Below are 22814 nucleotides of genomic sequence, written 5' to 3' on the forward strand. Positions count from 1 at the left end.
GGCCTCAGGCTTTGTCAGTCAGGTTTTTGCCGATCATCCGCACCAGAATGATCGCGGCGATGTTGGCGATGACCACGGCAATCAAGCCGCCCGCCGAAGCCATGCCGACGTCGAACTGCACCAGCGCCTGGTTGTAGATCAGGTAGGCGAGGTTGGTCGAGGCGTAACCGGGGCCGCCGTTGGTGGTGGTGAAAATCTCGGCGAACACCGACAGCAGGAAGATCGTTTCGATCATCACCACCACGGCAATCGGTCGTGCCAGGTGCGGCAGGGTCAGGTGCCAGAAGATCGCGATCGGCCCAGCACCGTCCAGGCGTGCGGCCTCTTTCTGTTCCTGATCGAGGGACTGCATGGCCGTCATCAGGATCAGGATCGCGAAGGGCAGCCATTGCCACGAAACAATGATGATGATCGACAGCAGCGGGTAGTGCGCCAGCCAGTCCACCGGGTCGGCGCCGAACAGCCGCCAGACGTAAGCGAGGATTCCCGAAACCGGATGGAAAATCAGGTTCTTCCAGATCAGCGCTCCCACGGTGGGCATGATGAAGAATGGCGAGATCAGCATCACCCGCACGATGCCGCGGCCGAGAAACTCACTGGCCTCGAGCAACGCGCTGATCAGCACGCCGAACACGATGCTGATCAGCAGCACGCTGCCGACCAGCAACAGGGTATTGGTGGCGCCGGGCAGGAAGCCCGAGTCGGTGAGGAAGTAGGTGAAGTTCTCCAGCCCGACGAATTCGTTCACACCCGGATCGAGCAGGTTGTAGCGAATCATCGAAAAGTAAATGGTCATGCCCAATGGCACGATCATCCACAGCAGCAACAGGGCCACCGAAGGGCTGACCAGAAACCAGCCGGGATTGGCCACGCGGTTTTTGCGCTGGGGCCGGGACAGGTCGATGTGGGCTTTGGCAGTTGAAGTATTCATGGCAATCACAACCGAGTCATACAGACCTATGGAGATCCCCTGTGGGAGCGGGCTTGCTCGCGAAAGCGGTGGGTCAGTGTCATGTGTATTGGCTGACACGACGCCTTCGCGAGCAAGCCCGTTCCCACAGAAGGCAGGAGCGAGCTTTGCGGGTTACTTGGGATAACCGGCGCGCTTCATCTCGCGTTCGGTGGTTTGCTGTGCGGCGGCCAGGGCTTGATCGACCGTGGTCTGGCCGATCAGTGCCGCCGAGAACAGCTTGCCGACCTGAGTACCCACGCCCTGGAACTCAGGGATGGTCACCAGTTGAATGCCGATGTAGGGCACTGGTTTCAGCGTCGGTTTGCTCGGGTCAGCGGCCTTGAGCGACTCCAGCGTGACCTTGGCGAACGGCGCGGCCGCCATGTAGGCGTCGCTGTAGGTCGAGGCGCGGGTGCCCGGCGGCACATTGGCAATGCCGTCAGTCTTGGCCACCAGTTCGCCGTACTCTTTGGACGTGGCCCAGGCGCTGAATGCTTTCGCGGCGTCCTTGGCCTTGGAACTGGTCGGAATCGCCAATGCCCACGAGTAAAGCCATGCCGAACCTTTATCGGTGACCTGATGCGGCGCGAAGGTGAAGCCGACGTGATCGGCGACCTTGCTCTGAGTCTTGTCGGTCACGAACGAGCCGGCGACGCTGGCGTCGACCCAGATCGCGCATTTGCCGCTGTTGAACAGCGCCAGGTTCTCGTTGAAGCCGTTGCTGGAGGCGCCCGGCGGGCCGGATTTTTTCATGGTGTCGACATAAAAGTTCAGCGCGTTCTTCCACTCGGGACCGTTGAATTCCGGCTGCCATTTCTCATCGAACCAACGCGCGCCATAGGCGTTGGCCACGGTGGTGATCAGCGCCATGTTCTCGCCCCAACCGGCCTTGCCGCGCAGGCAGATGCCGTACTGCTCTTTATCTTTGTTGGTGAGCTTCTCGGCGAAGCCGGCGATCTGCTCCCAGGTCGGGCGCTCGGGCATGGTCAGCCCGGCATCCTTGAACAGGTCGGTGCGGTAGTAGGTGATCGAGCTTTCGGCGTAAAACGGCAGGGCGTACAGCGAGCCTTTGACCGACAGGCCTTCGCGTACCGACGGGAACACATCGTCGAGGGCGTAACTGGCCGGCAGATCCTTCATCGGTTCCAGCCAGCCCTTGGCACCCCAGAGTGCCGCTTCGTACATGCCGATGGTCAATACGTCGAACTGACCACCCTGGGTGGCGATGTCGGTGGTCAGGCGCTGGCGCAGGACGTTTTCTTCCAGCACCACCCAATTGAGTTTGATGTCCGGATGCTCGGTCTCGAAGGTTTTCGAGAGCTTTTGCATGCGGATCATGTCGCTGTTGTTGACGGTGGCGATGGTCAGGGTCTGGGCGCCAAGGCTGACGCTGCTGAGGGTCATGCAGGTGAGGGCAAGCAGAGCTTTTGCAATGGGTTGCATCGTGCACTCCTTTTCTGCACCCGGCGGGTGGCAGAAGGACAGTTATTGTTTTTGTGTCTTCCGAATGCAGGAAGAATGTGTGCTGATTACAGCCCTCAATCGACAGACTGACAAATCATCCGTCGCACTAAAAACAATACTTTTTTGCACTGTGGATTGTCGGGATAAACGCAGGGAAGGGCTTTTCAGCGGGGAAAGGTTGGCGAATGTGTACAGGTTTCATCCAAGACTGTAAGAGTGAGCCTGCTCGCGAATACGGTGTGTCAGCGACATATTTGTCAACTGATCCTCCGCCTTCGCGAGCAGGCTCACTCCTACAGGGGGGGGCTGTTGTCAGTTGTGGTTCTGCTCGGTCAGGCGTTGCACCGCCAGGCGTCGATAGTGCGACGGCGTCATGCCCTTGAGTTGCAGAAAGCGTCGATTGAAATTGGAGATGTTGTTGAACCCCGACTCGAAACACACGTCGGTCACCGGTTTGTTGCCGTCGGCGAGCAGTTCGCAGGATTTGCTGATGCGCAGGCGATTGACGAACTCGATGAAGTTACGCCCAGTGGCCTGTTTGAACACGCGGCTGAAATAGGTCGGCGTCATTCCCAGATGCTCGGCGACTTCTTCCAGCGTCAGTTCCCGGGCGTAATGGGTGAAGATGAAATCGACGGCGCGGTTGGTGCGGTCGATGTTGTGCTCGTCGGCCAGTTGCGTGTTGGTGGCGCCGGACAGCAGTTGATAATCGTCAGTTGCCGCCAACAATTCCATCAGGATGAAAAAGTGTCCGAGCCGGGTGATGCCGCGAGTGTCGGCAATTCGTTGCATCAAGGTCATGGCCTGATGGATTGTGTCTTTGTCTCGAAACTCGATGCCGTACTGCGCGCGCTCCAGCAATGGCGCCAGAGTCTTGAGCTCGGCGAACACCTGATGTCCGCTGTCGAACAACTCGTCAGTGAAGTTCACCAGCATGTCGCGCTTTTCCACCACCTCGTCTTCGCCCACCTGGCTGATCCAGTTGTGCGGCAGATTGGGGCCGGTGAGGAACAGCGATTGCGGATAGAAGTTGCCGATGTAGTCGCCGATGAACACCTTGCCGGAACTGGCAACAATCAGGTGCAGTTCGTATTCCTTGTGGAAATGCCAGCGCACCAGCGGGCAGGGGAAACCGTGCTGACGGTAGATGATGGACAACCCGTTATGGTCGTCCATCAGCTCGTAGGAGGGGTCCGTGATTCTGGTTGCCCGAGTCATGTCCGATGCGTTCTGTCGTTATGTCAGATGCTCATCATGCACGCCCCCCATCGACAGTTCCAGCGCCTCAGCCGCGGGCTTTCCTCAGTCCTTTGGAGTGGTTGATCTGTTGGCAATAGTCGGCCAGCCGAGTGGCACCGACGAAGTCGGCATTGATAATGCTGCACTTCGGCGCCCATCCCGATTCCGGACCAAACCATTGATTGAGTTCGTTGGTGATGCGCTTGACGCCGGCCAACTCGCCGTAGCTGGTGGCCGACAGCGACCACAGGTTGCCGGTTGCCGGTGGGTTGGCCAGCGTTCGCGAAATGTGTTGCTGCAGTTGCTCGGTAGAGGTGATGTCCGAGCCGCTCCATTCATGGCGGATCTTCGGCCAGTACAGCGGTGAATTGAACTGGGGATGCCAATCACTTGCCAGCACCACTCGCTGTAACGCACTGGTTCGTTTAAGTTGCTCAAGTGTCAGGTGGCGGTTGTCTTGGGGAATGAGTCGCGGCGCCAGTTCAGTCATGATCACTTCATGGAAACCCTTGTAATCAAATGGCTCGTCGTTGACCCCCTTGAGCTCATGAAAGTCCAACACAATGAACTCGTCCCGATTGTCATTGAGGAATACTTCCAGGCTTTTTAGAAGTTCACTGAGCGAGCGCCCGCGTAACAGTTTATAGCCATGGAATGTATGGAATTTTTTTACCCCCAGCCAATGTTCATCCGAATGCAGGCGCAAGTCGAAAGCACGGATGCCTTCGCTGAGTTGCTGAATGAAAGGACCATCCTGGCAGACAAACCAATGAGTGGGGAGCTGCAGGTACGTCGGATAGGAGAAATCGTGATCCAGCCCGGAATTATGGGCTCCGGGCCAGACCAATTCGCCGAGAGTCAGTTGTTCAATGTAGGGCGAAGTGCTCATCCAGTTTTTGTAAGGGTAGTTATTCATGGTGCATTCCGTTGCAGATAAGTTGAGTTGTCGCTGATCAGTTAAATAATGGGATCAGGTCGAAAACATTCTTGGCTGCAGTGGAAACAAGTGCAAGGCAATACTCTTTTCAAAGTATTGGCGATGTACTTTTGCAATTATAAATAATTAGTTTGTCTGGTTTTTCGCTTCGATCCATTGCGACATGTACTGCGTGCTTTTATGCAAATGATGGCGCAACATGCCGCCAGTAAAGTTGTTGCGCCGCAGCGCTGACAAGTTGTCGCGGCAATCCTGCAAACGTTCGATCAATGCCGGCCCATGGATACGCTGCCGATACCGCTCGTTCAACAAATCGATGCCAGCCTGTTGCGCACCCGTCCAGCGCAACTTGTCTTCGTGCAGTTTGACTGCCGCATCGGCCAGCGCCTGGGCTGACAGTGCCACGTCACCGGGCCATGGCAGTGCACCGCCCATGCCTTCCGCGCCGATGGGAGTCGTGACGTTGGGGGTGCCACAGAGCATGGCATCGACGATTTTGCCCTTGATCCCTGCGCCGAAACGCAAGGGCGCCAGGCAAACCCGGGCTTGCGACATCACTTGCAGCGCGTCTTCGGCCCAGTTCATCACGTGAAAGCCCTGCGCCGCATTGTACAACGCCGTGGCCTTGGGGGGCGTGTAAGCGCCGTAGACATGTAGTTGGGCACCGGGCAATTGCTGGCGGATGAGCGGCCAGACAGCCGTCTTCATCCACAGTACGGCGTCCCAGTTCGGCGCGTGGCGGAAATTTCCGATGCTCAGAAAGTGCGCCCGGTCCTCGAATGGCACAAAGTTCCCGCGCGGTGGTTCGAGCATCAGCGGGCACCAGTGCAGCAGATCGCGGGGGACCCGGAACTGCTCGACCAGCAACTGGATTTCCACTTCGGAAATCATCAGATTCAAGTCGCAGCGATACAGCGCAGCGATTTCCCGCTTGGCCAAGTCGCTGTCGGCCATCAATTCGAATTCCTCACGCAACGCCGGCGCGAACAACGCGGTGAAATCCTGGTTGTCGGGATCGTGCTTCAAGCGCTCCTTGAGCCGCTGGTGACGGGCGTGTCGCAGGCTTTGCAGGTCGGATGTCTCCAGTACCCGCAGGGCATTCGGGCAATGTTTCTCGACGCGCCAGCCGAACTGTTCTTCCATCATGAACTGGTCGAACAATACGATATCCGGGGCCAGTTCACTGACGAAAGCGTCGAAGCTGCTGCTGTTGAGTTCTATCGGTACTTCGCAGATGCCCAGCTCGGTCAGGTCAGCCTTGTGTTCGCCGGGACCGGCGGGGCTGCTGAAGGTGATGTCCCAGCCTTGTTGCAGGAACGTTTCGAGAATCTGCATGACATGCCCGCTGGCGGCCGAGGACCTGGGTTCCGGCCACACGTAACCGATGACCAGAACTTTGGTGGCAGGGAGCTGACTCATGATGTGGATCCTTGATACGCGGGCGCGGGGCCTGGAAAAAAGCGCAATTAAACCACACCGCTTGCCGGTGCCGCGCAAGGATCGCGGCACCGACAATGGGTCAAACCGGGTTGAGGCGCAGCAGCACTTCCCAGTCGATCTTGTGATTTTTGCTTCTTTCCAGTGCTTTTTGCATTGCGATCATGTTCTGCCGATACATCTCCGGCTCCTTGGTCAGTTGGTTGAGCAAAGAGGTGGTCAGCATAAATGACTCGGCATTATCGAAAGGCTTCACCGTCTTGAGTGTGGAGGCGTCCTTGATATGCCCCGACGCCAGATTGAGCAGGTCTTTGACGTTCAGTCGTTGATAGTTTCCCTGGCGGCCGGACACGGGAGTATGGGCATAGGCGTGGTCAAACGTGTCGGGTGCTCCGTGAAACAGCTCATGTATCAGGTCGTCAGCCAGCACTTCATGACTGTAGCCCTCGGTGCGGAACTGCTTATTGAACATGTCCGTATAGACAACCATGAACTTTTTTCTGCTCGCCTCGCCTGACGGCAGATTCATCCACTCTTTATAGAGTTCCGGGCTCAAGGCGGCGATCGTGTTGTCTTCCACTTTTTCTATGAAAAAGTTTTCCGGGGTGACTTTGGCGATGTCTCTTTTGACGTCTTGAAGATGGCCCAGCAGTTTGTTTCTGCCCTGTACCGAGTTATCGCCCAAAAGCATTTTCACCACCTGACCCGAATCTGTTGTAAAGCTCGGATCGGTCAGCGCCTGGATTGCAGTGTCAATTTTGTTTCGGGAAACCGGCAGGGCGTCCTTGAGCAGTTTCCGGGTGTAGCTGGCCGGCATCAACTTATCCAGGTTGAACAGGTGCCATAGCTTGTGCGGCTTGAAGTGGTGGAGCGTCGGCCCCCAGGGTTTTCCGTGACGACTGAGTGCATACCATTGTTCGTTGTGGCGAATCCCCCAAATGTTGAAAAGGTCTGCCGCGTCGGGCGTCTGACGCCATTTTCCAAGGCGAATCAGTCCAGGATCGACCACCGTGCGCAGGCCACCATACGGTGCGCCCCCGGTCAGCTTGCGCAAGTCGGAAACAGTGGTTAACAGTGTGGTGGTGTTGTGAAAACGGTGGACGCCCCGATAAAGCAGCTTGGCGCCGCCGCGCAGTAAATCAGGCACACCGTCAACGGGATTGAACAGGCCGTTGAGCAACAATATGCCCGCTTTCGCCATTCGGGCGGACTTTGCGGCGGTCGTTCCGGCCTTGGCAGCAATCAGCGCGATTCTGGCCACCATCCCGACCACCAGCAAGAGCGTCATGGCGGTCTCGATCACGCACATACCCAGGCCTTCGCGTCGCCGATCCGGATCGTCCGAACGGAGGTCTTCAATGCAGGATTTGAAAGGCACGACGATGTTGAGAAACGTATCGAATTGCTCCTCGCGGTCCTGACGACGTTTCTCGAGCCGGGTTTGCCCCCAGCATTCCTTGACCAGTTCATCGTAGGTGGCGATGGGCCGATGTTTCAGCACAAGGTTGGCAAGCCGGTCAAACTCCCCGGCGTAGAAACACTGGTAATAGCCCTTGCTCTTGAGGTCGTCAGCGCCAGTAATGGCGGCCAGCACCGTGAGCTTTTCAATCACCCCCTGGCTGGACGAAACGAGGCCGGGTGGGACACCGTGGGTATAGCACTCCAGATCTGTAGGCAGTTGGTAAACCGGTTCGGGCGTGAAGTTGCGGGTCATGCTGTCAAAAAAATATTCACGCGCCGGCAGTTTTAGAAGGCCTTTGTCCTTGATCAACTCGGCCAGTTGCGGGTTTTCCCGGCATTCCCCGTGCAACGTGAACAACTCGTAGCAATAAAGCTGGTGCTCGTACTCGCTGCACATCACCACGCCATAGCGACCTGTCGCGGCATCCTTGTCTTTCTGGTTCTCCAGAAAAATCAGGTCACGCAGACCGCCGGGCGGGGAGATGATTGTCGCGATAGGATCCAGCAGTCCGGGTGAGGCGACTGATGGCCGTAAGGTGAAACAGCTCACCTTGCCCCGCAGCAGCCGCGTGCGATCAATCAGCGGCAAGGACGACAGTGTCAGTTTCAGCTGCGTTGCCATTGAATCGGTGTAAGTGACATAAGCGCGGTTGAACTGCAGTTGAAACACCCCGTCCGGTGGTGCGAGGCGCGATTGCATGTGGGCAAATTGTGTGTAGACACTGCCTGCGCGTTTCAAGTCCCAGTCGCCTGTCGCCAGGTCGTTGGACATGTGCAGATCAACCAGAGACATCGCCAATGGCTCGACATTGGCGTCCTGATAGGAAAAATTTCTTTTTTGGTAGAGCTCGTTCTCGTCCAGATAATCACAATCCGGCGCGGCAAATTCGAGAATGCTTCGTGCGACGGCTTTGCGCGTTGGCAGAGGCACGGACAAGGCTTGCGCCGTTTCAGCGGCCTGTTGCGAGTAGCGATCGTAGGCGGCCAACGCGGCTTCCAGGGCCTGCTGGGTGGACGCGTTGACCTCGTCCATCGTGACAATGCTGTTGAGTAACGCCCAGTCGATAACGGGATCCACTGCGGCTAGTGCATTGAGGGTCTGTTGCGGTTCGCTGACAGAACCGTACTTCATTAATTGCTGGAGTCGGGCATACGTGACGGTACGCGAAGAGCCCGGGGCGTTGATCTCGACGACGGCGACGGCGCGGCAGAAATCCACCCACTGTGGTGTACCCAGTAACACGCTGGCAGGCAGATCACGCACCAGAAACTCCGGTGCCGTGCCCGCCAGCAGCAAGTGCGCGGCCAGCGCCACATTCTGCTGAGAGATACGATGGTATTCGAGCAGATGCTTTTCCAGCTGTGTCTGGACGAAGGCAAAGGATTGTTCGATATGGTCGGCGCAGTAGAGATTAAAACCCAGAGTATGGTTGCGCGGCTCCGGTGCTTCGATGCTTGGGTGCAAGTCCAGCAGCACTGCCGTCAACAGCATCTGATGCAGTTGTTCATCGGCCATCGGCTCATTTTCACGGGCGCCGTACCAGGCCAGATCCTTGATGTAGGCCTTGGCCCAAACAACTCCGATCGGACTCGATACGATCTTGTGCAGAACATCATTCGCTTCTGTGCGCTGGAAAGGGAAGTTGCGCCCGCCGACCACTGCATCCGACAGCGTCTCCAACAGGGATTCACCACCCGTGTAGCGTTTGGTCAGTGCCCGAATCTGTACGCACTGCTCCGGGGACAACTGGGCAGCACTGTCAGCAGTTGCCAAGAGCATTTCCCGGTAATTACCGCTCGGTGGACTTGCGGGATATTCAAGTTGCAGGAAACCAAGGAGCATTTGGGCGTCTGCACCGGTCTGCGGAATATTGTAACGATGGAACTTCAACCACTGCAGTAGTTCGCCGCGATCACCGGAAGTGATCGTGCCTCCGGTCAAAGTTGCCATTTCAACCAATACAGCAACGTCCTCGTTCAAGTCGGCATTCGGCAGGGCTGCGCTGCTGAAACGCTGGCGACGGCCTGCAACTTCAATAATGATTTCGCCTTGCCCGGTCACCTGTATTGCGGAATAGCCAGTCAGCCTGAGTTTGGCCAGAAACGCCTGGAATTCGGGTTTCTCTTCGAGTTTTTTCAAACTGGCAATACCCGGCTGGAGCGCTTGATGAAGCGTTGATCCGGCCTCGAGCGTAAGGCTCGTGCCATCGAGATTTATCGAACCGTCAGACGCAATGTGGGCCGTGCGTTGCTTTAGCTTGTAAATGACTTCCAGGCGTTCACCTGCGTCACCGGAATGGCTTTTGTCTTCAAAGGGGGTAGGGGTGAAAGGTCGGGATAGCAACTTTTCAAAGTTGTTGAAATTCGCATCACTCATGTCAAATCCATTTGAGGCTTGGTTGAAAGTGATGCGAATCTAGGCGAGGGCTTTTTGAACGACAACTTATAGAGTGTGTAAGGCTGTTGCTCTAATGGCTAAGTTGTTGCTGTCGAGTGAGGTTTGAAGTTGTGGTGGCCGGGCGCTGTTGCGTAGAGCGCACTTTAGTTGCCCAGAACCTGTTTTACTTTGTCACGCAGTTGATCGATCGAAAACGGTTTGCCGATCACGTGCATGTCCGCGGGTACGTCGATGTTTTCAGCGTAACCGCTGGCGAACAGGATGGGCAGGGCGGGGCGCAGTTCCCGGGCTTTGCCGGCCAGTTCACGACCGTCCATGCCTGGCAGGCCGAAGTCGGTCATCATCAAATCGATTGACTTGCTCGAGTCTGCGAGAATCGCCAGTGCCGGCTCGCTGTCGTTTGCCTCCAGCACATTGAACTCCAGCTCCTCCAGCACATCGACGATGAGCATGCGCACGATGTTGTCGTCTTCAACTACTAGGATGGTGGGCGCTGGGATGGACATAGTGAAGGCTCTCAAGAAAGGAATGCGGGGGTCTCGGCCGGTCGAAAATGCCGGGCTCTTGCATGAGTAAGTGGCGCATGGCCACAAGTTCCCCGATGGATGCAAAAAAGATTAGCTGCAATCGGCGCGGCAAGGATAACTGTTGGTGGATCGGCAAGCGCAGCAAATGTAGGAAATTGCCGCCAAAGCAGTGAGAAAAATGGATCCATAACGCTGTTTTGGGGCAAACTCCCCGGTTTCAACAGTTTGACAAGGCTGCCCCATGTCCTCTCCGTCCTCGGTTGATGAACGCCGCTTCCGCAAGCTCCTGACCCGTAACATCGGCCTGCCGCTGGGTGTTGGTGCTATCAGTGCGGTGTTCTTCGTCTCGCTGATCAGCTATCTACTGTCGGTGATCCAGTGGGTGGAGCACACTGACCGGGTGATCAATAACGCCAACGAGGCGGTGAAACTCACCGTGGATCTGGAAACCGGCATGCGCGGCTTCCTGCTCAGTGGCGACGAGCACTTTCTCGACCCGTACGAGACCGCCAAGCCGCGGATCAACGTGGCGCTCGACACGTTGCTCGAACTGACCGCCGACAACCCGGTGCAGACCGACCGCTTGCGGCGTTTGCAGGCGTTGCAGACCGAGTGGAGCAACTATGCGCAATCGATGATCGATCTGCAGCGCTCCAGCGGCGACTACAAGGCTGCGGTCAAGGCCGGCCGAGGCAAGCGCCTGACCGATGAAATTCGTAAACAGTACGAAGACGTGATCGACATGGAGCAGCAGTTGCGCGCCACGCGCAACGAAGACGTGCGCCGCACCACGATCTGGAGCATCACCCTGTATCTGCTGTTCATTGCCGGCATCAGTGGTTTGCTGGCGTATGTCGGCCGGCGTGATCTGGTCAGTCTGTCTGAAAGCTACAGCGCCACCCTGGCCGCGCAGCAAGCCAGCGCCGAGCGTCTGGAGCGTCAGGCATGGATGCGCAGCGGTCAGACCGAGTTGGCCGAGCAGGTGCTGGGGCAACTGACGCTCAATCTGCTGGGGCGCAACATCTTGCAGTTCTGCGCACAGTACCTGGGCACCGCGGTGGCAGCGCTGTATGTGCGCGAAGAGCACGGCGGCCTCAAGCGGGTGGCGTCCTACGGATTCTCCCGCGAGCAGGAAGAGCAGAATCAGTCGATCTACAGTGGCGAAGGCATTGTCGGTCAGGTGGCCCAAGAAGGACGCCTGATTCGCCTCGATTCAGTGCCGTCGGACTACTTCAAGGTCAGCTCCGGTCTGGGTGAAGGCCTGCCGCGCAGCGTGCTGGTGGTGCCGACCAGTGATGACGACCGGGTCAACGGCGTGATCGAACTGGGCTTCTTGCGTCCGCTGACTCAGCGCGATGTTGAATTGCTCGAACTGATTGCCGGCAATATCGGTACTTCGATCGAAGCGGCGCGTTATCGCCAGCGCCTGCAAGAAGTGCTGGCCGAAACCCAGCAGCTCAACGAAGAGCTGCAGGTGCAGCAGGAAGAACTCAAGACTGCCAACGAAGAACTGGAAGAGCAGTCGCGGATTCTCAAGGAGTCCCAGGCGCATCTGGAAATCCAACAGGTCGAGCTGGAACAGACCAACGAGCAACTGGCCGAGCAGGCGCAGACCCTGGCCGAGCAGCGCGACGCCATGGACCTGAAGAACACCGAGCTCAATCAGGTTCAGGTACAACTCGAAGAGCGCGCCGAAGAACTGCAGCGTTCGAGCAAGTACAAGTCCGAATTCCTCGCCAACATGTCCCACGAACTGCGCACGCCGTTGAACAGTTCGCTGATCCTTGCCAAGTTGCTGGCGGAGAACCAGCACGACAATTTGAGTGCCGAGCAGGTCAAGTTCGCCGAGTCGATCTATTCCGCCGGCAACGACCTGCTGAACCTGATCAACGACATTCTCGACATTTCCAAAGTCGAGGCCGGCAAGCTCGAAGTGATCCCGGAAAACACCAGCGTCGCGCGCCTGGCGGACGGGCTGCGCAGCGTGTTCGAACCGCTGGCGGCGGACAAGCAACTGACGTTCAGCGTCGATCTGCAACCGGGTGCACCGGCCATGCTGTTCACTGATCGCCAACGTCTGGAGCAGGTGATCAAGAACCTGCTGTCCAACGCCGTGAAGTTCACCGAGAAAGGTACGGTCAGCCTGACCATCAGCGCTCAGCCGAACGAGCAGATCGCTTTCATTGTGCGCGACTCGGGCATCGGCATCGCGACGGATCAGCAGGAAAGCATCTTCGAAGCGTTCCGTCAGGCCGACGGCACCACCAACCGCAAGTACGGCGGTACCGGCCTGGGCCTGTCGATCTCGCGGGATCTGGCGGCCTTGCTCGGCGGCTCGATCAGTGTCAGCAGCACGCCGGGGCAGGGCAGCGTGTTCACGCTGGTGTTGCCGCAGCAATACAGTGAACAGGGTGATGCGCTGCGCACACCGTTGACCTTTACGCCGCCGCCGGTTTCGGCGCCGGCCCCGGTTGCGCCGCCATCGATCGCAGTGTCGCCAACGGTCCCGGTGCACATCCCGCGCTTTGCCGATGACCGTGGCAAGGCCCCGTTCGCCACCCGCTGCATCCTGGTGGTGGAAGACGAACCGAATTTCGCTCACATCCTTTATGACTTGGCCCATGAGTTGGGTTACCAGTGTCTGGTCGCCCATGGCGCGGATGAAGGTTATGACCTGGCCCGCGAGTTCGTGCCGGACGCGATACTGCTCGACATGCGCCTGCCGGATCATTCCGGGCTGACCGTGTTGCAACGTTTGAAAGAACACGCCGAAACCCGGCACATCCCGGTGCACGTGATTTCCGTTGAAGATCGTGTCGAGGCAGCCATGCACATGGGTGCCATCGGGTATGCGGTCAAGCCGACCACTCGCGAAGAACTGAAGGATGTATTCGCCCGTCTGGAAGCCAAGCTGACCCAGAAGGTCAAGCGCGTGCTGCTGGTCGAAGATGACGATCTGCAACGCGAAAGCATTGCCCGCCTGATCGGTGACGACGACATCGAAATTACCGCGGTCGGCCTGGCGCAGGAGGCGCTGGAGAAGCTGCGCACGACGATTTACGACTGCATGGTGATCGACCTGAAATTACCGGACATGCTTGGCAACGATCTGCTCAAGCGTATGTCCACCGAGGATATCTGCTCGTTCCCGCCGGTCATCGTCTACACCGGGCGCAACCTGACCCGCGATGAAGAAGCCGAGCTGCGCAAGTATTCGCGCTCGATCATCATCAAGGGCGCGCGTTCGCCGGAACGCCTGCTCGATGAGGTGACACTTTTTCTGCACAAAGTCGAATCGCAGTTGTCCCATGAACGGCAGAAGATGCTCAAGACCGCGCGCAGCCGCGACAAGGTTTTTGAAGGTCGCAAGGTGCTGTTGGTGGACGACGATGTGCGCAACATCTTCGCCCTGACCAGCGCGCTGGAGCACAAGGGCGCCGTCGTGGTGATCGGCCGTAATGGTCGTGAGGCGATTGACAGGTTGAATGAAGTCGAGGACATCGATCTGGTGCTGATGGACGTGATGATGCCGGAAATGGATGGTTTTGAAGCCACCCTTGAAATCCGCAAGGATCCGCGCTGGCGCAAGCTGCCGATCATCGCGGTGACGGCCAAGGCCATGAAGGACGATCAGGAGCGCTGCCTGCAGGCGGGCGCCAACGATTACCTGGCCAAGCCCATCGATCTGGATCGCTTGTTCTCGTTGATTCGTGTGTGGTTACCGAAGATGGAACGCATTTAGTGGAAAGCAGTCATTCCGTGGAGCGCAACAGCGAAATCGAACTGCGGTTGCTGATCGAGGCTATCTACCTCAAGTACAGCTACGATTTTCGCGATTACTCGGGCGCTTCGATCAAGCGCCGGGTGCAGCACGCCTTGAGTCAGTTCGAATGCGCGACCATTTCGGCGTTGCAGGAAAAAGTCCTGCATGACCCGACCGCGTTCATGCAGTTGCTGCAGTTGCTGACGATCCCGGTCAGCGAGATGTTTCGCGATCCGTCGCACTTTCTGGCGATCCGCAAGGAAGTGGTGCCGCTGCTGCGCACCTATCCGTCGCTGAAGATCTGGATCGCCGGGTGCAGCACGGGCGAGGAAGTCTATTCGATGGCGATCCTGCTGCGCGAAGAAGGCCTGCTCGAACGCACCATCATCTACGCCACCGACATCAACCCGCGCTCGCTGGACAAGGCCAAGCAAGGGATTTTCTCGATGGAAAACGTGCGCGCCTATACGGCCAATTACCAGCAGGCCGGCGGCCAGCGCTCCTTCGCCGATTACTACACGGCTGCGTACGGCTACGCGATTTTCGACAAGAGCCTGTGTGAGAACGTGACCTTTGCCGACCACAGTCTGGCGACTGACAGCGTGTTCTCCGAAACGCAGCTGATTTCCTGCCGCAATGTGCTGATTTACTTCAACAAGAAGCTGCAGGACCGCGCGTTCGGTCTGTTCCATGAATCGCTTTGCCATCGCGGCTTTCTGGTGCTTGGCAGCAAAGAGACGCTGGATTTTTCCAGTTATGCAAACCAGTTCGAGCCGCTGGTGAAACAAGAACGGATCTACCGCAAAACATGAACGAGGCCGTGGATTTACCTCGCGTCGAGGCGATTGTGGTCGGGGCTTCCGCTGGTGGCGTTGAGGCGCTGTTGAGCCTGCTCGGGCCGCTGCGCCGAGGCTATGTGTTGCCGATCATTGTTGTCCTGCACCTGCCCGAAGAGCGCCGCAGTCAATTGGCCGAGGTCTTCGCCCGGCGCGTGGAAATGCCGGTGCACGAGGCTGTCGACAAACAGGACATAGTGGCCGGCAACCTGTATTTCGCGACACCGGGTTACCACCTGTCGGTGGAGCAGGATCGCAGCCTTTCACTGAGCCTTGAAGAGCGCGTGCATTATTCCCGGCCTTCGATCGACTACCTGTTTGAATCGGCAGCTGACGCCTACGGGGAATCACTGGCCGCTGTACTGCTTACCGGCGCGAACCACGATGGCGCGCGCGGGTTGGCGCAAGTCAAACGCTGCGGTGGTTTGACCATCGTCCAGGACCCCGAAGAGGCGCAAGTCGCCACCATGCCACTGGCTGCACTTAAGGTACAGCAGCCGGATCATGTCCTAACCATTAACGGCATCGGCCGTCTGCTTGTCGAGCTGGAACGAATCGCATGCTGAGTAATATCCAGGCCAAATTGCTGATCGTCGACGATCTGCCGGAGAATCTGCTGGCTCTCGAAGCACTGATCAAACGCGAAGACCGCACCGTCTACAAGGCGCTGTCGGCGGACGAAGCACTGTCACTGTTGCTGCAACACGAGTTCGCCATGGCCATCCTCGACGTGCAGATGCCGGGGATGAACGGCTTCGAACTTGCCGAGTTGATGCGCGGCACCGAGAAAACCAAGAACATCCCGATCATTTTCGTCAGCGCCGCCGGCCGTGAACTGAACTACGCGTTCAAGGGCTACGAGAGCGGGGCGGTGGACTTCCTGCACAAGCCGCTGGACATCCACGCGGTGAAGAGCAAGGTCAATGTGTTCGTCGACCTGTACCGCCAGAGCAAGGCCATGAAGCAACAGGTCGAAGCCCTGGAGCAGGCCCGTCGCGAGCAGGAAGCGCTGCTGCAACAACTGCAGAGCACACAGCTTGAGCTGGAGCAGGCGGTGCGGATGCGCGATGACTTCATGTCAATCGTCGCCCACGAAGTGCGCACGCCGCTCAATGGCCTGATACTCGAAACCCAGTTGCGCAAGATGCACCTGGCGCGGGACAACGCCGCCGCGTTTACCCTCGACAAGATGCACGCGATGGTCGACCGCGATGAGCGCCAGATCAAAAGCCTGATCCGTCTGATCGAAGACATGCTCGACGTCTCGCGGATTCGCACCGGCAAGCTGTCGATCCGGCCCAATCGTTTTGATCTGTCGCAACTGGTGGGCAATCTGCTGCAGAACTTTGCCCAGCAAATGGAAGCGGCCGAGACTGAAGTCAGCTTCACCGCGCCAGAGCCGGTGGAGGGGCATTGGGATGAGTTCCGCATCGAGCAGGTGGTGTCCAATCTGCTGACCAACGCCTTGCGTTATGGTGGTCGCAGCCCGATTCAGGTGCGCGTGTATCGTGAGGGCGACGAAGCGCGGGTCGAGGTTCAGGACCGTGGCATCGGCATCAGTGAAGAGAACCAGAAACGTATTTTTCAGCAGTTCGAACGGGTCTCCGCCAAGACGGTAGTGGCTGGTCTCGGACTGGGTCTGTTCATTTCCGAGCAGATCGTCGCCGCCCATGGCGGTTCCATCGTCGTCGAGAGTCAAATCAACGAAGGCGCCCTGTTTCGCGTTTGTCTGCCAATCCAGGAAAACGGCACATCCGACGCAACCTCTGAGTGACCGCACGGTCGTATCAGCAGCTATTGACCGAACAAAGGCTTCCCATGAGCGTAGATGCACAAGATGTAGTACTCGTCGTCGAGGACGAACCGGTTATCTTGATGGTCCTGACCGATTATTTGTCAGGGCAGGGGTATCGCGTGTTGCAGGCCGAAAACGGCGAGCAGGCGTTCGAGATTCTCGCGAGCAAGCCGCATCTGGACATGTTGATCACCGATTTCCGTCTGCCGGGCGGGATCTCCGGCGTGCAGATCGCTGAACCGGCGGTCAAGTTGCGCCCGGATCTGAAGGTGATTTTCATCAGCGGCTATCCGCAGGAAATCCGCGAGACCGGCAGCCCGATCACGCTCAAGGCGCCGATCCTGGAAAAGCCGTTCGATCTGGACGTGCTGCAGGAGAAGATTCAGGAATTGCTGGCCTGAAGCGTGCGTCGGCGCAATGCCGACGCACATCCAGTGACTCCTTTCATCCTTCTGGCAGCTGCAGCCAATTGTTTCCGAACCGTTATTTGACCTGGTCTGCCTGGTTATATATGAACTGCGCATCGGCGTTGGCGGCGCGTGGCAGGTTAATCTTGATAATCGGCACAACCTTGCCGCCCGTCGAATTGAAAAAATCGTTTTGGTCAAACTGCGCCCCGGCCAATCCTCCATCCAGATAAAAGAACGCCTGAATCGGCAGCTCTTTCGGAATGTTTTGCGGCCAGGTCGCCAGAATCAGCTCAATATAGTCATGTTGACCGGCAAAAAAGCCGCCCAGCTGATGAGCACGAATGGTCTGGTAAAAAGAGTCCGCGCCCAGATGGTTCATGGAGTCGCGTACGTCGAAACTGCAAATATTCCAGCTATTCGCCTGACGATTGGCTAGCCAGCCTTCGGCTGTGGTTATGCCAATGGTCTGGCAGCGTCGACTGCGATCAGGTGAATAGGGATGCGCGCCACAACCGGGCGCAATTCTCAATTGCGTGGCGCCATCAAGTGGATAGGAGCAAAGCACTTCAATTTGCCGTGTGCCGGTGGGGCGTGATAGCACCGGGAAAAAAATAAAGCCATTCTTCTGACCGAACACGAGTCCCGTGAACTTGGCGTCTTTGCTCAAGAATTAAAAGGGCACACCGCCACTGGTTTGAGAATGAGGGCTGGGGTTCCAGGCCTTGTAAGCCGTGGAAGGAACGGTTGAGCGCAGCATGATCCCGCGACAGAGAAATGCCGGCATCGAAGCTGAGCCACAATTGACCCGCACATCGTTGTACTGCGCCGTCAGGTTCGCGGCGACCTGCGGGCCAGTTTGTGCCGTACTGGATGTCGCACTCGCGACGCTGATCCCGCTGTCGGTTTTGACCTGTGCCTGTTCGGGGGGCAAGCACCCCGCCAACGACAGTGCCAGCATCAATATCAGTGCAAGATTTCTGTTCATCGTGCCTTCCTTTGTTTCGCTCACGTGCCAACCAGGCACGGCTTCCCTTGATAAGGACGGAGCACCTTTCTCAGCGATTCAAGCAAGGGTGACTGCAGATGGATAGCTGTCAGAGTTGACAGGTTTCAACCATGAAAAAGCGGCCTATGCTGAGCAGTTGGCCGCTGATGAACTTCAGTTGTTCTGCCATGTTCGGGCGTCAGCCTCGGATCATCTCGCGGACCTTGGCGGTCAACAGGTCGAAGGTGAATGGCTTGGTGATCATCTGCATCCCCGGGTCGAGAAAGCCACCGCGTACCGCTGCGTGCTCCGCGTAACCGGTGATGAACAACACCTTCAGCCCAGGTCGGTACTGCCGGCCGATTTCCGCCAGTTGCCGGCCGTTCATGCCGGGCAGGCCGACGTCACTGATCAGCAGGTCGATGCGCTGCGCCGAGTTGAGAATCGGCACCGCGCCGTCGGCATCGCTGGCCTCGACAAACGCATAACCCAACTCACTGAGCACTGCGCTGACCAGTACGCGCACGGCGGGATCGTCTTCGACGATCAGCACGGTTTCGCCGTCCAGCGCTTCCGGGGCCTGCTGGGTATCGGAAACCGGATGCTCCAGTTCTTCACCACGAAAACGCGGCAAGTACAGTTTGACCGTGGTGCCCTGATCGATTTCGCTGTCGATCGAGACGTGACCTCGGGACTGTTTGCTGAAGCCATAAATCATCGACAAGCCCAGTCCGGTGCCCTGGCCGATCGGCTTGGTGGTGAAAAACGGATCGAACGCGCGGTTGATCACGCTCTGCGGCATGCCGCTGCCGTTATCGGTGACGCTCAGCATCACGTAATCGCCGGGTTCGAGGTTGGTATAGGCCTCGGTGAAGTCTCGGGCAAGCACCTGATTAGTAGTCTCGACCACCAGTTTGCCGCCATCGGGCATGGCATCGCGGGCATTGAGCACCAGGTTGAGCAGGGCGCTTTCCAGTTGATTGGGGTCGGCTTCGGCCACCCACAGATTGTCGTTCAGGCGCATGTCCAACTGGATGCTTTCGTTCAGGCTGCGTTGCAGCAACTCGCCCATCGACAGCACTAGCGTGTTCATCTGCACGGCTTTGGAGTCCAGCGATTGCCGGCGGGAAAAGGCCAGCAAACGGTGGGTCAGGCCGGCAGCACGGTTGGCCGAAGTCACGCCCAGATCGATCAGGCTGTCGAGGTCATCGGTGCGGCCGCGCGCCAGCCGCCGGCGCAGCAGTTCGAGGCTGCCGATGATCCCGGTCAGCATGTTGTTGAAGTCGTGGGCGATGCCACCGGTGAGCTGGCCGACCGCTTCCATTTTCTGCGACTGGCGCAGTGCCTCTTCGTTGTGCCGAAGTTGCGCAGTACGTTCCTCGACCTGTTGCTCAAGGGTTTCCAGGGTCGATTGCAGGCGGCGTTCGCTTTCACTCAGATCGATCAGGCGGTCACGCGCCTCGTACTGTCGTCGTCGCCCGCGCAAAGCCGTGGAGACCAGGCTGATCAGGGTTGCCGGATGAAACGGGCGCTCAAGGAAGGTGACGTTGCCCAGCAATTTGCTCAGGCGCGAGGAGGGGCCTTGTTCCGGGCCTCCGTGGTGGGTCAGCAGGATGATCGGCAAATCCGACCAGGCCGGCTGTTGCTCCAGATACAGCAACAGCCTTTCCAGTTCCGGTCCGCGCAGGGCTTCCGCGGCAATCAGCAGGAGTCCGGCACCGGGCTCCAGCTCGGCACACAACGCCCCCAGATCAGTGGCGATCATTCCACCAAATCCGGCTTCATTGAGGATCATCAGGGCCACTTGGCTGTCACGACCCATGGGCGCCAGAATCAGCGCCCGTTCCGACAGCGGCACGGTGACTGTCACAAGCCTTCTTCCCGCAGCAGCGGATTGCTCGCGCCGAGATAGGTCGGAACGCCGCGCAGCACGCCCTGGAAGGCTTCCAGCGGTTCACCGATGGTCATGCCCTGGGTTGAGATGCGGTATTCACGGATTGTCGACTCGTGACTGCCGGTACGTTTCTTGATGATGGAAATGGCCCGGCGGACCTTGCCGATGGCTTCGAAGTAACGCAACAGAATCACCGTGTCGGCCAGATAAGTGATATCGACCGGCGCCTGCATGTCGCCCACCAGACCATGCTGGGCGACGGTCATGAAGGTCGCCGCGCCTTTGCGGTTCAGATACAGCAGCAACTCGTGCATGTGCAGCACCAACGCGTTCTCTTCCGGCATCGCGGCCTGATAGCCGTTGATACTGTCGATCACCACGGTTTTGATGTCGCTGTCGTCGACGCAGCGTCTTACCCGGTGGGAGAACTCGCCAGGGGACAGCTCGGCAGCGTCCACTTGCTCGATCAGCAGGTTGCCGGTGGCTTGCAGGGCCTTGAGGTCGATGCCGATGTTTTTCATGCGCTCGAACAGCAGGCCCAGCTCTTCATCGAAGATAAACAATGCGGCTTTTTCGCCACGAGAGACTGCGGCGGCGGCGAAGATCATAGAGATCAGCGATTTGCCCGTACCCGCCGGGCCGAGGATCAGCGTACTGGAGCCGGTTTCGATACCACCGCCGAGCAACGCATCCAACTCCCTGATATTGCTGGTCAGTTGCAAACGCGGATAGTCGCCGCGATGTTCGGCGGCCACCAGTCGAGGGAAGACATGGATGCCATCGCCCATGATGGTGAAGTCGTGGAAGCCGCCGCGATATTTCTGGCCGCGATACTTGATCACCCGGATGCGTCTGCGCTCGGCACCATAGTTGGGGGTCAGTTCTTCGAGGCGGATGACCCCGTGGGCCACGCTGTGCACGGTCTTGTCGAGGGACTCGGCGGTCAGGTCATCAAGCAGCAGGATCGTGGCGTGGTAACGTACGAAGTAATGCTTGATCGCCAGAATCTGTCGACGGTAACGCAGCGAGCTTTGCGCCAGCAGGCGAATCTCCGACAGGCTGTCGAGCACCACGCGGGTCGGCTTGAAGCGCTCGACCACTTCGAAAATCTGCTTGGTGGCTTCGCCCAGCTCAAGGTCGGAGGAGTACAGCAGGCTTTGCTGATGCTCGGCGTTGAGCAGACTTTCCGGCGGCGTCAGCTCGAAGATTTCAATGTTTTCGTTCAGCTCCCAGCCGTGGGACAGTGCGCCCTGGCGCAGCTCACGCTCGGTTTCCGACAGCGTGATGTACAGACAGCGTTCACCGGCGCGCGCGCCAGCCAACAGGAAATGCAACGCGACGGTGGTTTTGCCTGTACCGGGTTCACCCTCGAGCAAAAACACGTGGCCTCGGGACAGACCGCCGGCCAGGATGTCATCCAGGCCGGCAATGCCGGTGGCGGCTTTTGCACTGATCAACTCGTTGGACGTAGACAAAGAATGCCCTCTCATGACTAGGGGAATCGAGGCAGCAGGCTGTACAAGCCGTTGTGCACTACCTGATTACTTGACCGCTGCGGGTCATGACGGTTCCGAGGTTTCGATATCAAAATGTCATTGATGAAAACTGCTGAGGCTCAAAGCCCTTGTTGCAAGACCGGGTCGTCAGGGTTCATCTGCTCCAGTTGCGCCAGCAGAATCTGCACGTTCTGCAACTGGCCGCTTTCCTTCCAGTAATTGATCAGCAACACCCGGGCCTTGCGGTCGGCGGGGTGGCGCTGCACGACTTCCTGCAACTGCTTTTGTGCCGCTTCCAGTTCTTCGGCCGTGTGCAGGGTGGTCGCCAGGTCGTAGCGGTAGTCCTTGTTGTCCGGCTCGAGTTCGACCGCTTTGGACAAGCCGAGCAGGGCGAACTCGCGCTGGCCGTGGTGCAACAGCCACAGACCCAGTGCGTGCTGCAGGTAGGCGGAATCGGGTTGGCTCTGCAGTTGTTTGGCAAGCAATTGGCGAGCAGCGTCGCTCTGGCCCTGACGGTCGAGGACATCGATCTGCATCACCAGCGCCTGAAGGTTTCCCGGCTCCAGACGCAGCGTGTTGTCGAGCGCTTGCTGGGCCTGTTTGAGTTCAGCGTTGTGCAGATACAGGCGCGCCAGTTGCGCGTAGGTGGCGGCGCTTTCCGGTTGGCCGGTGAGCACCTGCTCCCAGCCATCGATTGCTTGCTGCAGCGGGGCGAAATACAGACCGAGCTCATCCGGCGTCAGACCCAGCAGAGCGTTGATCGCGGCAAAACGCACGGTTTGATCTTCATCCTCCAGCATCGGCCCGAGCAACAGACTGCGTTGTCCGCCGGGCACCAGTCCCACCACGCTCTGAATCGCTGCCAGGCGCACCTCGGGCGCTTCATTCTGCAGATGCGCGTCGGCCAGTTTCAGGGCTTGCGGGCTTGGGTAGTTGGGCAGCTCGGCCAGCAGCCAGACACTGCGCTTGACCGACAGATCCGGGCGCCCCAGCTGTTGATACAACTGCCGCGCCGCCCCCGGCTGACCGGAACGGGCCGCCGTGAGGGCTTCGCTGTAGCCGCGTTTGATCGCCTCGGGCACCACCGGGGCGGTGGAACGCAGGGAGAACCAGGCAACGACGATGAGCAGCACGAGGCCAAGGCTGATGAGCAGGTAGCGGCGGGACTGAGGCATGCGATTTCCGTGAACGGGTGTTCTTTAGCAGAGGGGCAAGCTTCG

General features: G+C 58.3%; 17 protein-coding genes. 5 read left to right on the plus strand and 12 right to left on the minus strand.

Going from position 1 to position 22814, the window contains the following annotated elements:
* Positions 1 to 4: 4 nt before the first annotated feature.
* The 7 genes from PseAD21_RS13680 to PseAD21_RS13710 all read right to left on the minus strand — a co-directional run bounded on the left by PseAD21_RS13680 (position 5) and on the right by PseAD21_RS13710 (position 10394).
* On the minus strand, positions 5 to 931 hold the full coding sequence (locus PseAD21_RS13680; RefSeq protein ID WP_102356201.1) for a carbohydrate ABC transporter permease: 927 nt from the start codon (positions 929 to 931) through the stop codon (positions 5 to 7).
* 153 nt (positions 932 to 1084) lie between these two features.
* Entirely contained in the window at positions 1085 to 2395 is a 1311-nt protein-coding gene (locus PseAD21_RS13685) for a sugar ABC transporter substrate-binding protein (RefSeq protein ID WP_102356148.1), read from the minus strand.
* A gap of 333 nt (positions 2396 to 2728) precedes the next feature.
* Entirely contained in the window at positions 2729 to 3634 is a 906-nt protein-coding gene (locus PseAD21_RS13690) for an AraC family transcriptional regulator (protein WP_102356149.1), read from the minus strand.
* Between the two features lie 67 nt (positions 3635 to 3701).
* Entirely contained in the window at positions 3702 to 4571 is an 870-nt protein-coding gene (locus PseAD21_RS13695) for a phospholipase (protein ID WP_102356150.1), read from the minus strand.
* Positions 4572 to 4718: 147 nt separating this feature from the next.
* Positions 4719 to 6011 (minus strand): glycosyltransferase, encoded by a 1293-nt coding sequence (locus tag PseAD21_RS13700; RefSeq protein WP_102356151.1) that lies wholly within the window; start codon positions 6009 to 6011, stop codon positions 4719 to 4721.
* A gap of 100 nt (positions 6012 to 6111) precedes the next feature.
* On the minus strand, positions 6112 to 9867 hold the full coding sequence (locus PseAD21_RS13705) for a hypothetical protein (RefSeq protein WP_102356152.1): 3756 nt from the start codon (positions 9865 to 9867) through the stop codon (positions 6112 to 6114).
* A gap of 164 nt (positions 9868 to 10031) precedes the next feature.
* A complete protein-coding gene (locus PseAD21_RS13710; RefSeq protein WP_102356153.1) occupies positions 10032 to 10394 on the minus strand; it encodes a response regulator in 363 nt (120 codons plus the stop codon).
* A gap of 262 nt (positions 10395 to 10656) precedes the next feature.
* On the opposite strand from PseAD21_RS13710, the gene PseAD21_RS13715 reads away from it, so the two are divergent.
* From PseAD21_RS13715 to PseAD21_RS13735, 5 genes are read left to right on the plus strand one after another with little or no spacing between them, the layout of a single operon-like run.
* Positions 10657 to 14157, plus strand: a complete 3501-nt coding sequence (locus tag PseAD21_RS13715; RefSeq protein ID WP_102356154.1) for a response regulator — start codon at positions 10657 to 10659, stop codon at positions 14155 to 14157.
* Entirely contained in the window at positions 14157 to 14990 is an 834-nt protein-coding gene (locus tag PseAD21_RS13720; protein WP_102356155.1) for a protein-glutamate O-methyltransferase CheR, read from the plus strand. The genes PseAD21_RS13715 and PseAD21_RS13720 overlap by 1 nt, the downstream gene beginning before the upstream one ends.
* Positions 14987 to 15580 carry a chemotaxis protein CheB gene (locus tag PseAD21_RS13725; protein ID WP_102356156.1) on the plus strand — a complete coding sequence of 198 codons (594 nt, stop codon included), beginning with the start codon at positions 14987 to 14989 and terminating at the stop codon, positions 15578 to 15580. The genes PseAD21_RS13720 and PseAD21_RS13725 overlap by 4 nt, the downstream gene beginning before the upstream one ends.
* On the plus strand, positions 15574 to 16788 hold the full coding sequence (locus PseAD21_RS13730; RefSeq protein WP_102356157.1) for a hybrid sensor histidine kinase/response regulator: 1215 nt from the start codon (positions 15574 to 15576) through the stop codon (positions 16786 to 16788). The genes PseAD21_RS13725 and PseAD21_RS13730 overlap by 7 nt, the downstream gene beginning before the upstream one ends.
* A 44-nt stretch (positions 16789 to 16832) precedes the next feature.
* Positions 16833 to 17210, plus strand: a complete 378-nt coding sequence (locus PseAD21_RS13735) for a response regulator (protein WP_102356158.1) — start codon at positions 16833 to 16835, stop codon at positions 17208 to 17210.
* Between the two features lie 82 nt (positions 17211 to 17292).
* On the opposite strand, the gene PseAD21_RS13740 is transcribed toward PseAD21_RS13735, so the two are convergent.
* The 5 genes from PseAD21_RS13740 to PseAD21_RS13755 all read right to left on the minus strand — a co-directional run bounded on the left by PseAD21_RS13740 (position 17293) and on the right by PseAD21_RS13755 (position 22769).
* Positions 17293 to 17886, minus strand: coding sequence for a hypothetical protein (locus PseAD21_RS13740; RefSeq protein ID WP_256588149.1), 594 nt, complete (start codon positions 17884 to 17886; stop codon positions 17293 to 17295).
* Between the two features lie 3 nt (positions 17887 to 17889).
* On the minus strand, positions 17890 to 18204 hold the full coding sequence (locus PseAD21_RS30040) for a hypothetical protein (protein ID WP_256588150.1): 315 nt from the start codon (positions 18202 to 18204) through the stop codon (positions 17890 to 17892).
* 199 nt (positions 18205 to 18403) lie between these two features.
* Positions 18404 to 20074, minus strand: a complete 1671-nt coding sequence (locus PseAD21_RS13745) for an ATP-binding protein (protein WP_102356159.1) — start codon at positions 20072 to 20074, stop codon at positions 18404 to 18406.
* A complete protein-coding gene (locus tag PseAD21_RS13750) occupies positions 20071 to 21573 on the minus strand; it encodes an ATPase domain-containing protein (RefSeq protein WP_102356160.1) in 1503 nt (500 codons plus the stop codon). Before PseAD21_RS13750 ends, PseAD21_RS13745 begins: the two co-directional genes overlap by 4 nt.
* Positions 21574 to 21713: 140 nt before the next feature.
* Complete coding sequence (locus tag PseAD21_RS13755; protein WP_102356161.1) at positions 21714 to 22769, minus strand: tetratricopeptide repeat protein; 1056 nt, start codon at positions 22767 to 22769, stop codon at positions 21714 to 21716.
* Between the last annotated feature and the right edge of the window lie 45 nt (positions 22770 to 22814).

Origin of the sequence: Pseudomonas sp. AD21 (assembly GCF_002878485.1) — a bacterium.
Taxonomy (GTDB): domain Bacteria; phylum Pseudomonadota; class Gammaproteobacteria; order Pseudomonadales; family Pseudomonadaceae; genus Aquipseudomonas.

What these genes read in the sequence shown, in the direction of transcription:
- PseAD21_RS13680 (WP_102356201.1), bottom strand. Translation starts at nt 931, where the DNA reads ATGAATACTTCAACTGCCAAAGCCCACATCGACCTGTCCCGGCCCCAG.
- PseAD21_RS13685 (WP_102356148.1), bottom strand. Translation starts at nt 2,395, where the DNA reads ATGCAACCCATTGCAAAAGCTCTGCTTGCCCTCACCTGCATGACCCTC.
- PseAD21_RS13690 (WP_102356149.1), bottom strand. Translation starts at nt 3,634, where the DNA reads ATGACTCGGGCAACCAGAATCACGGACCCCTCCTACGAGCTGATGGAC.
- PseAD21_RS13695 (WP_102356150.1), bottom strand. Translation starts at nt 4,571, where the DNA reads ATGAATAACTACCCTTACAAAAACTGGATGAGCACTTCGCCCTACATT.
- PseAD21_RS13700 (WP_102356151.1), bottom strand. Translation starts at nt 6,011, where the DNA reads ATGAGTCAGCTCCCTGCCACCAAAGTTCTGGTCATCGGTTACGTGTGG.
- PseAD21_RS13705 (WP_102356152.1), bottom strand. Translation starts at nt 9,867, where the DNA reads ATGAGTGATGCGAATTTCAACAACTTTGAAAAGTTGCTATCCCGACCT.
- PseAD21_RS13710 (WP_102356153.1), bottom strand. Translation starts at nt 10,394, where the DNA reads ATGTCCATCCCAGCGCCCACCATCCTAGTAGTTGAAGACGACAACATC.
- PseAD21_RS13715 (WP_102356154.1), top strand. Translation starts at nt 10,657, where the DNA reads ATGTCCTCTCCGTCCTCGGTTGATGAACGCCGCTTCCGCAAGCTCCTG.
- PseAD21_RS13725 (WP_102356156.1), top strand. Translation starts at nt 14,987, where the DNA reads ATGAACGAGGCCGTGGATTTACCTCGCGTCGAGGCGATTGTGGTCGGG.
- PseAD21_RS13730 (WP_102356157.1), top strand. Translation starts at nt 15,574, where the DNA reads ATGCTGAGTAATATCCAGGCCAAATTGCTGATCGTCGACGATCTGCCG.
- PseAD21_RS13735 (WP_102356158.1), top strand. Translation starts at nt 16,833, where the DNA reads ATGAGCGTAGATGCACAAGATGTAGTACTCGTCGTCGAGGACGAACCG.
- PseAD21_RS30040 (WP_256588150.1), bottom strand. Translation starts at nt 18,204, where the DNA reads ATGAACAGAAATCTTGCACTGATATTGATGCTGGCACTGTCGTTGGCG.
- PseAD21_RS13755 (WP_102356161.1), bottom strand. Translation starts at nt 22,769, where the DNA reads ATGCCTCAGTCCCGCCGCTACCTGCTCATCAGCCTTGGCCTCGTGCTG.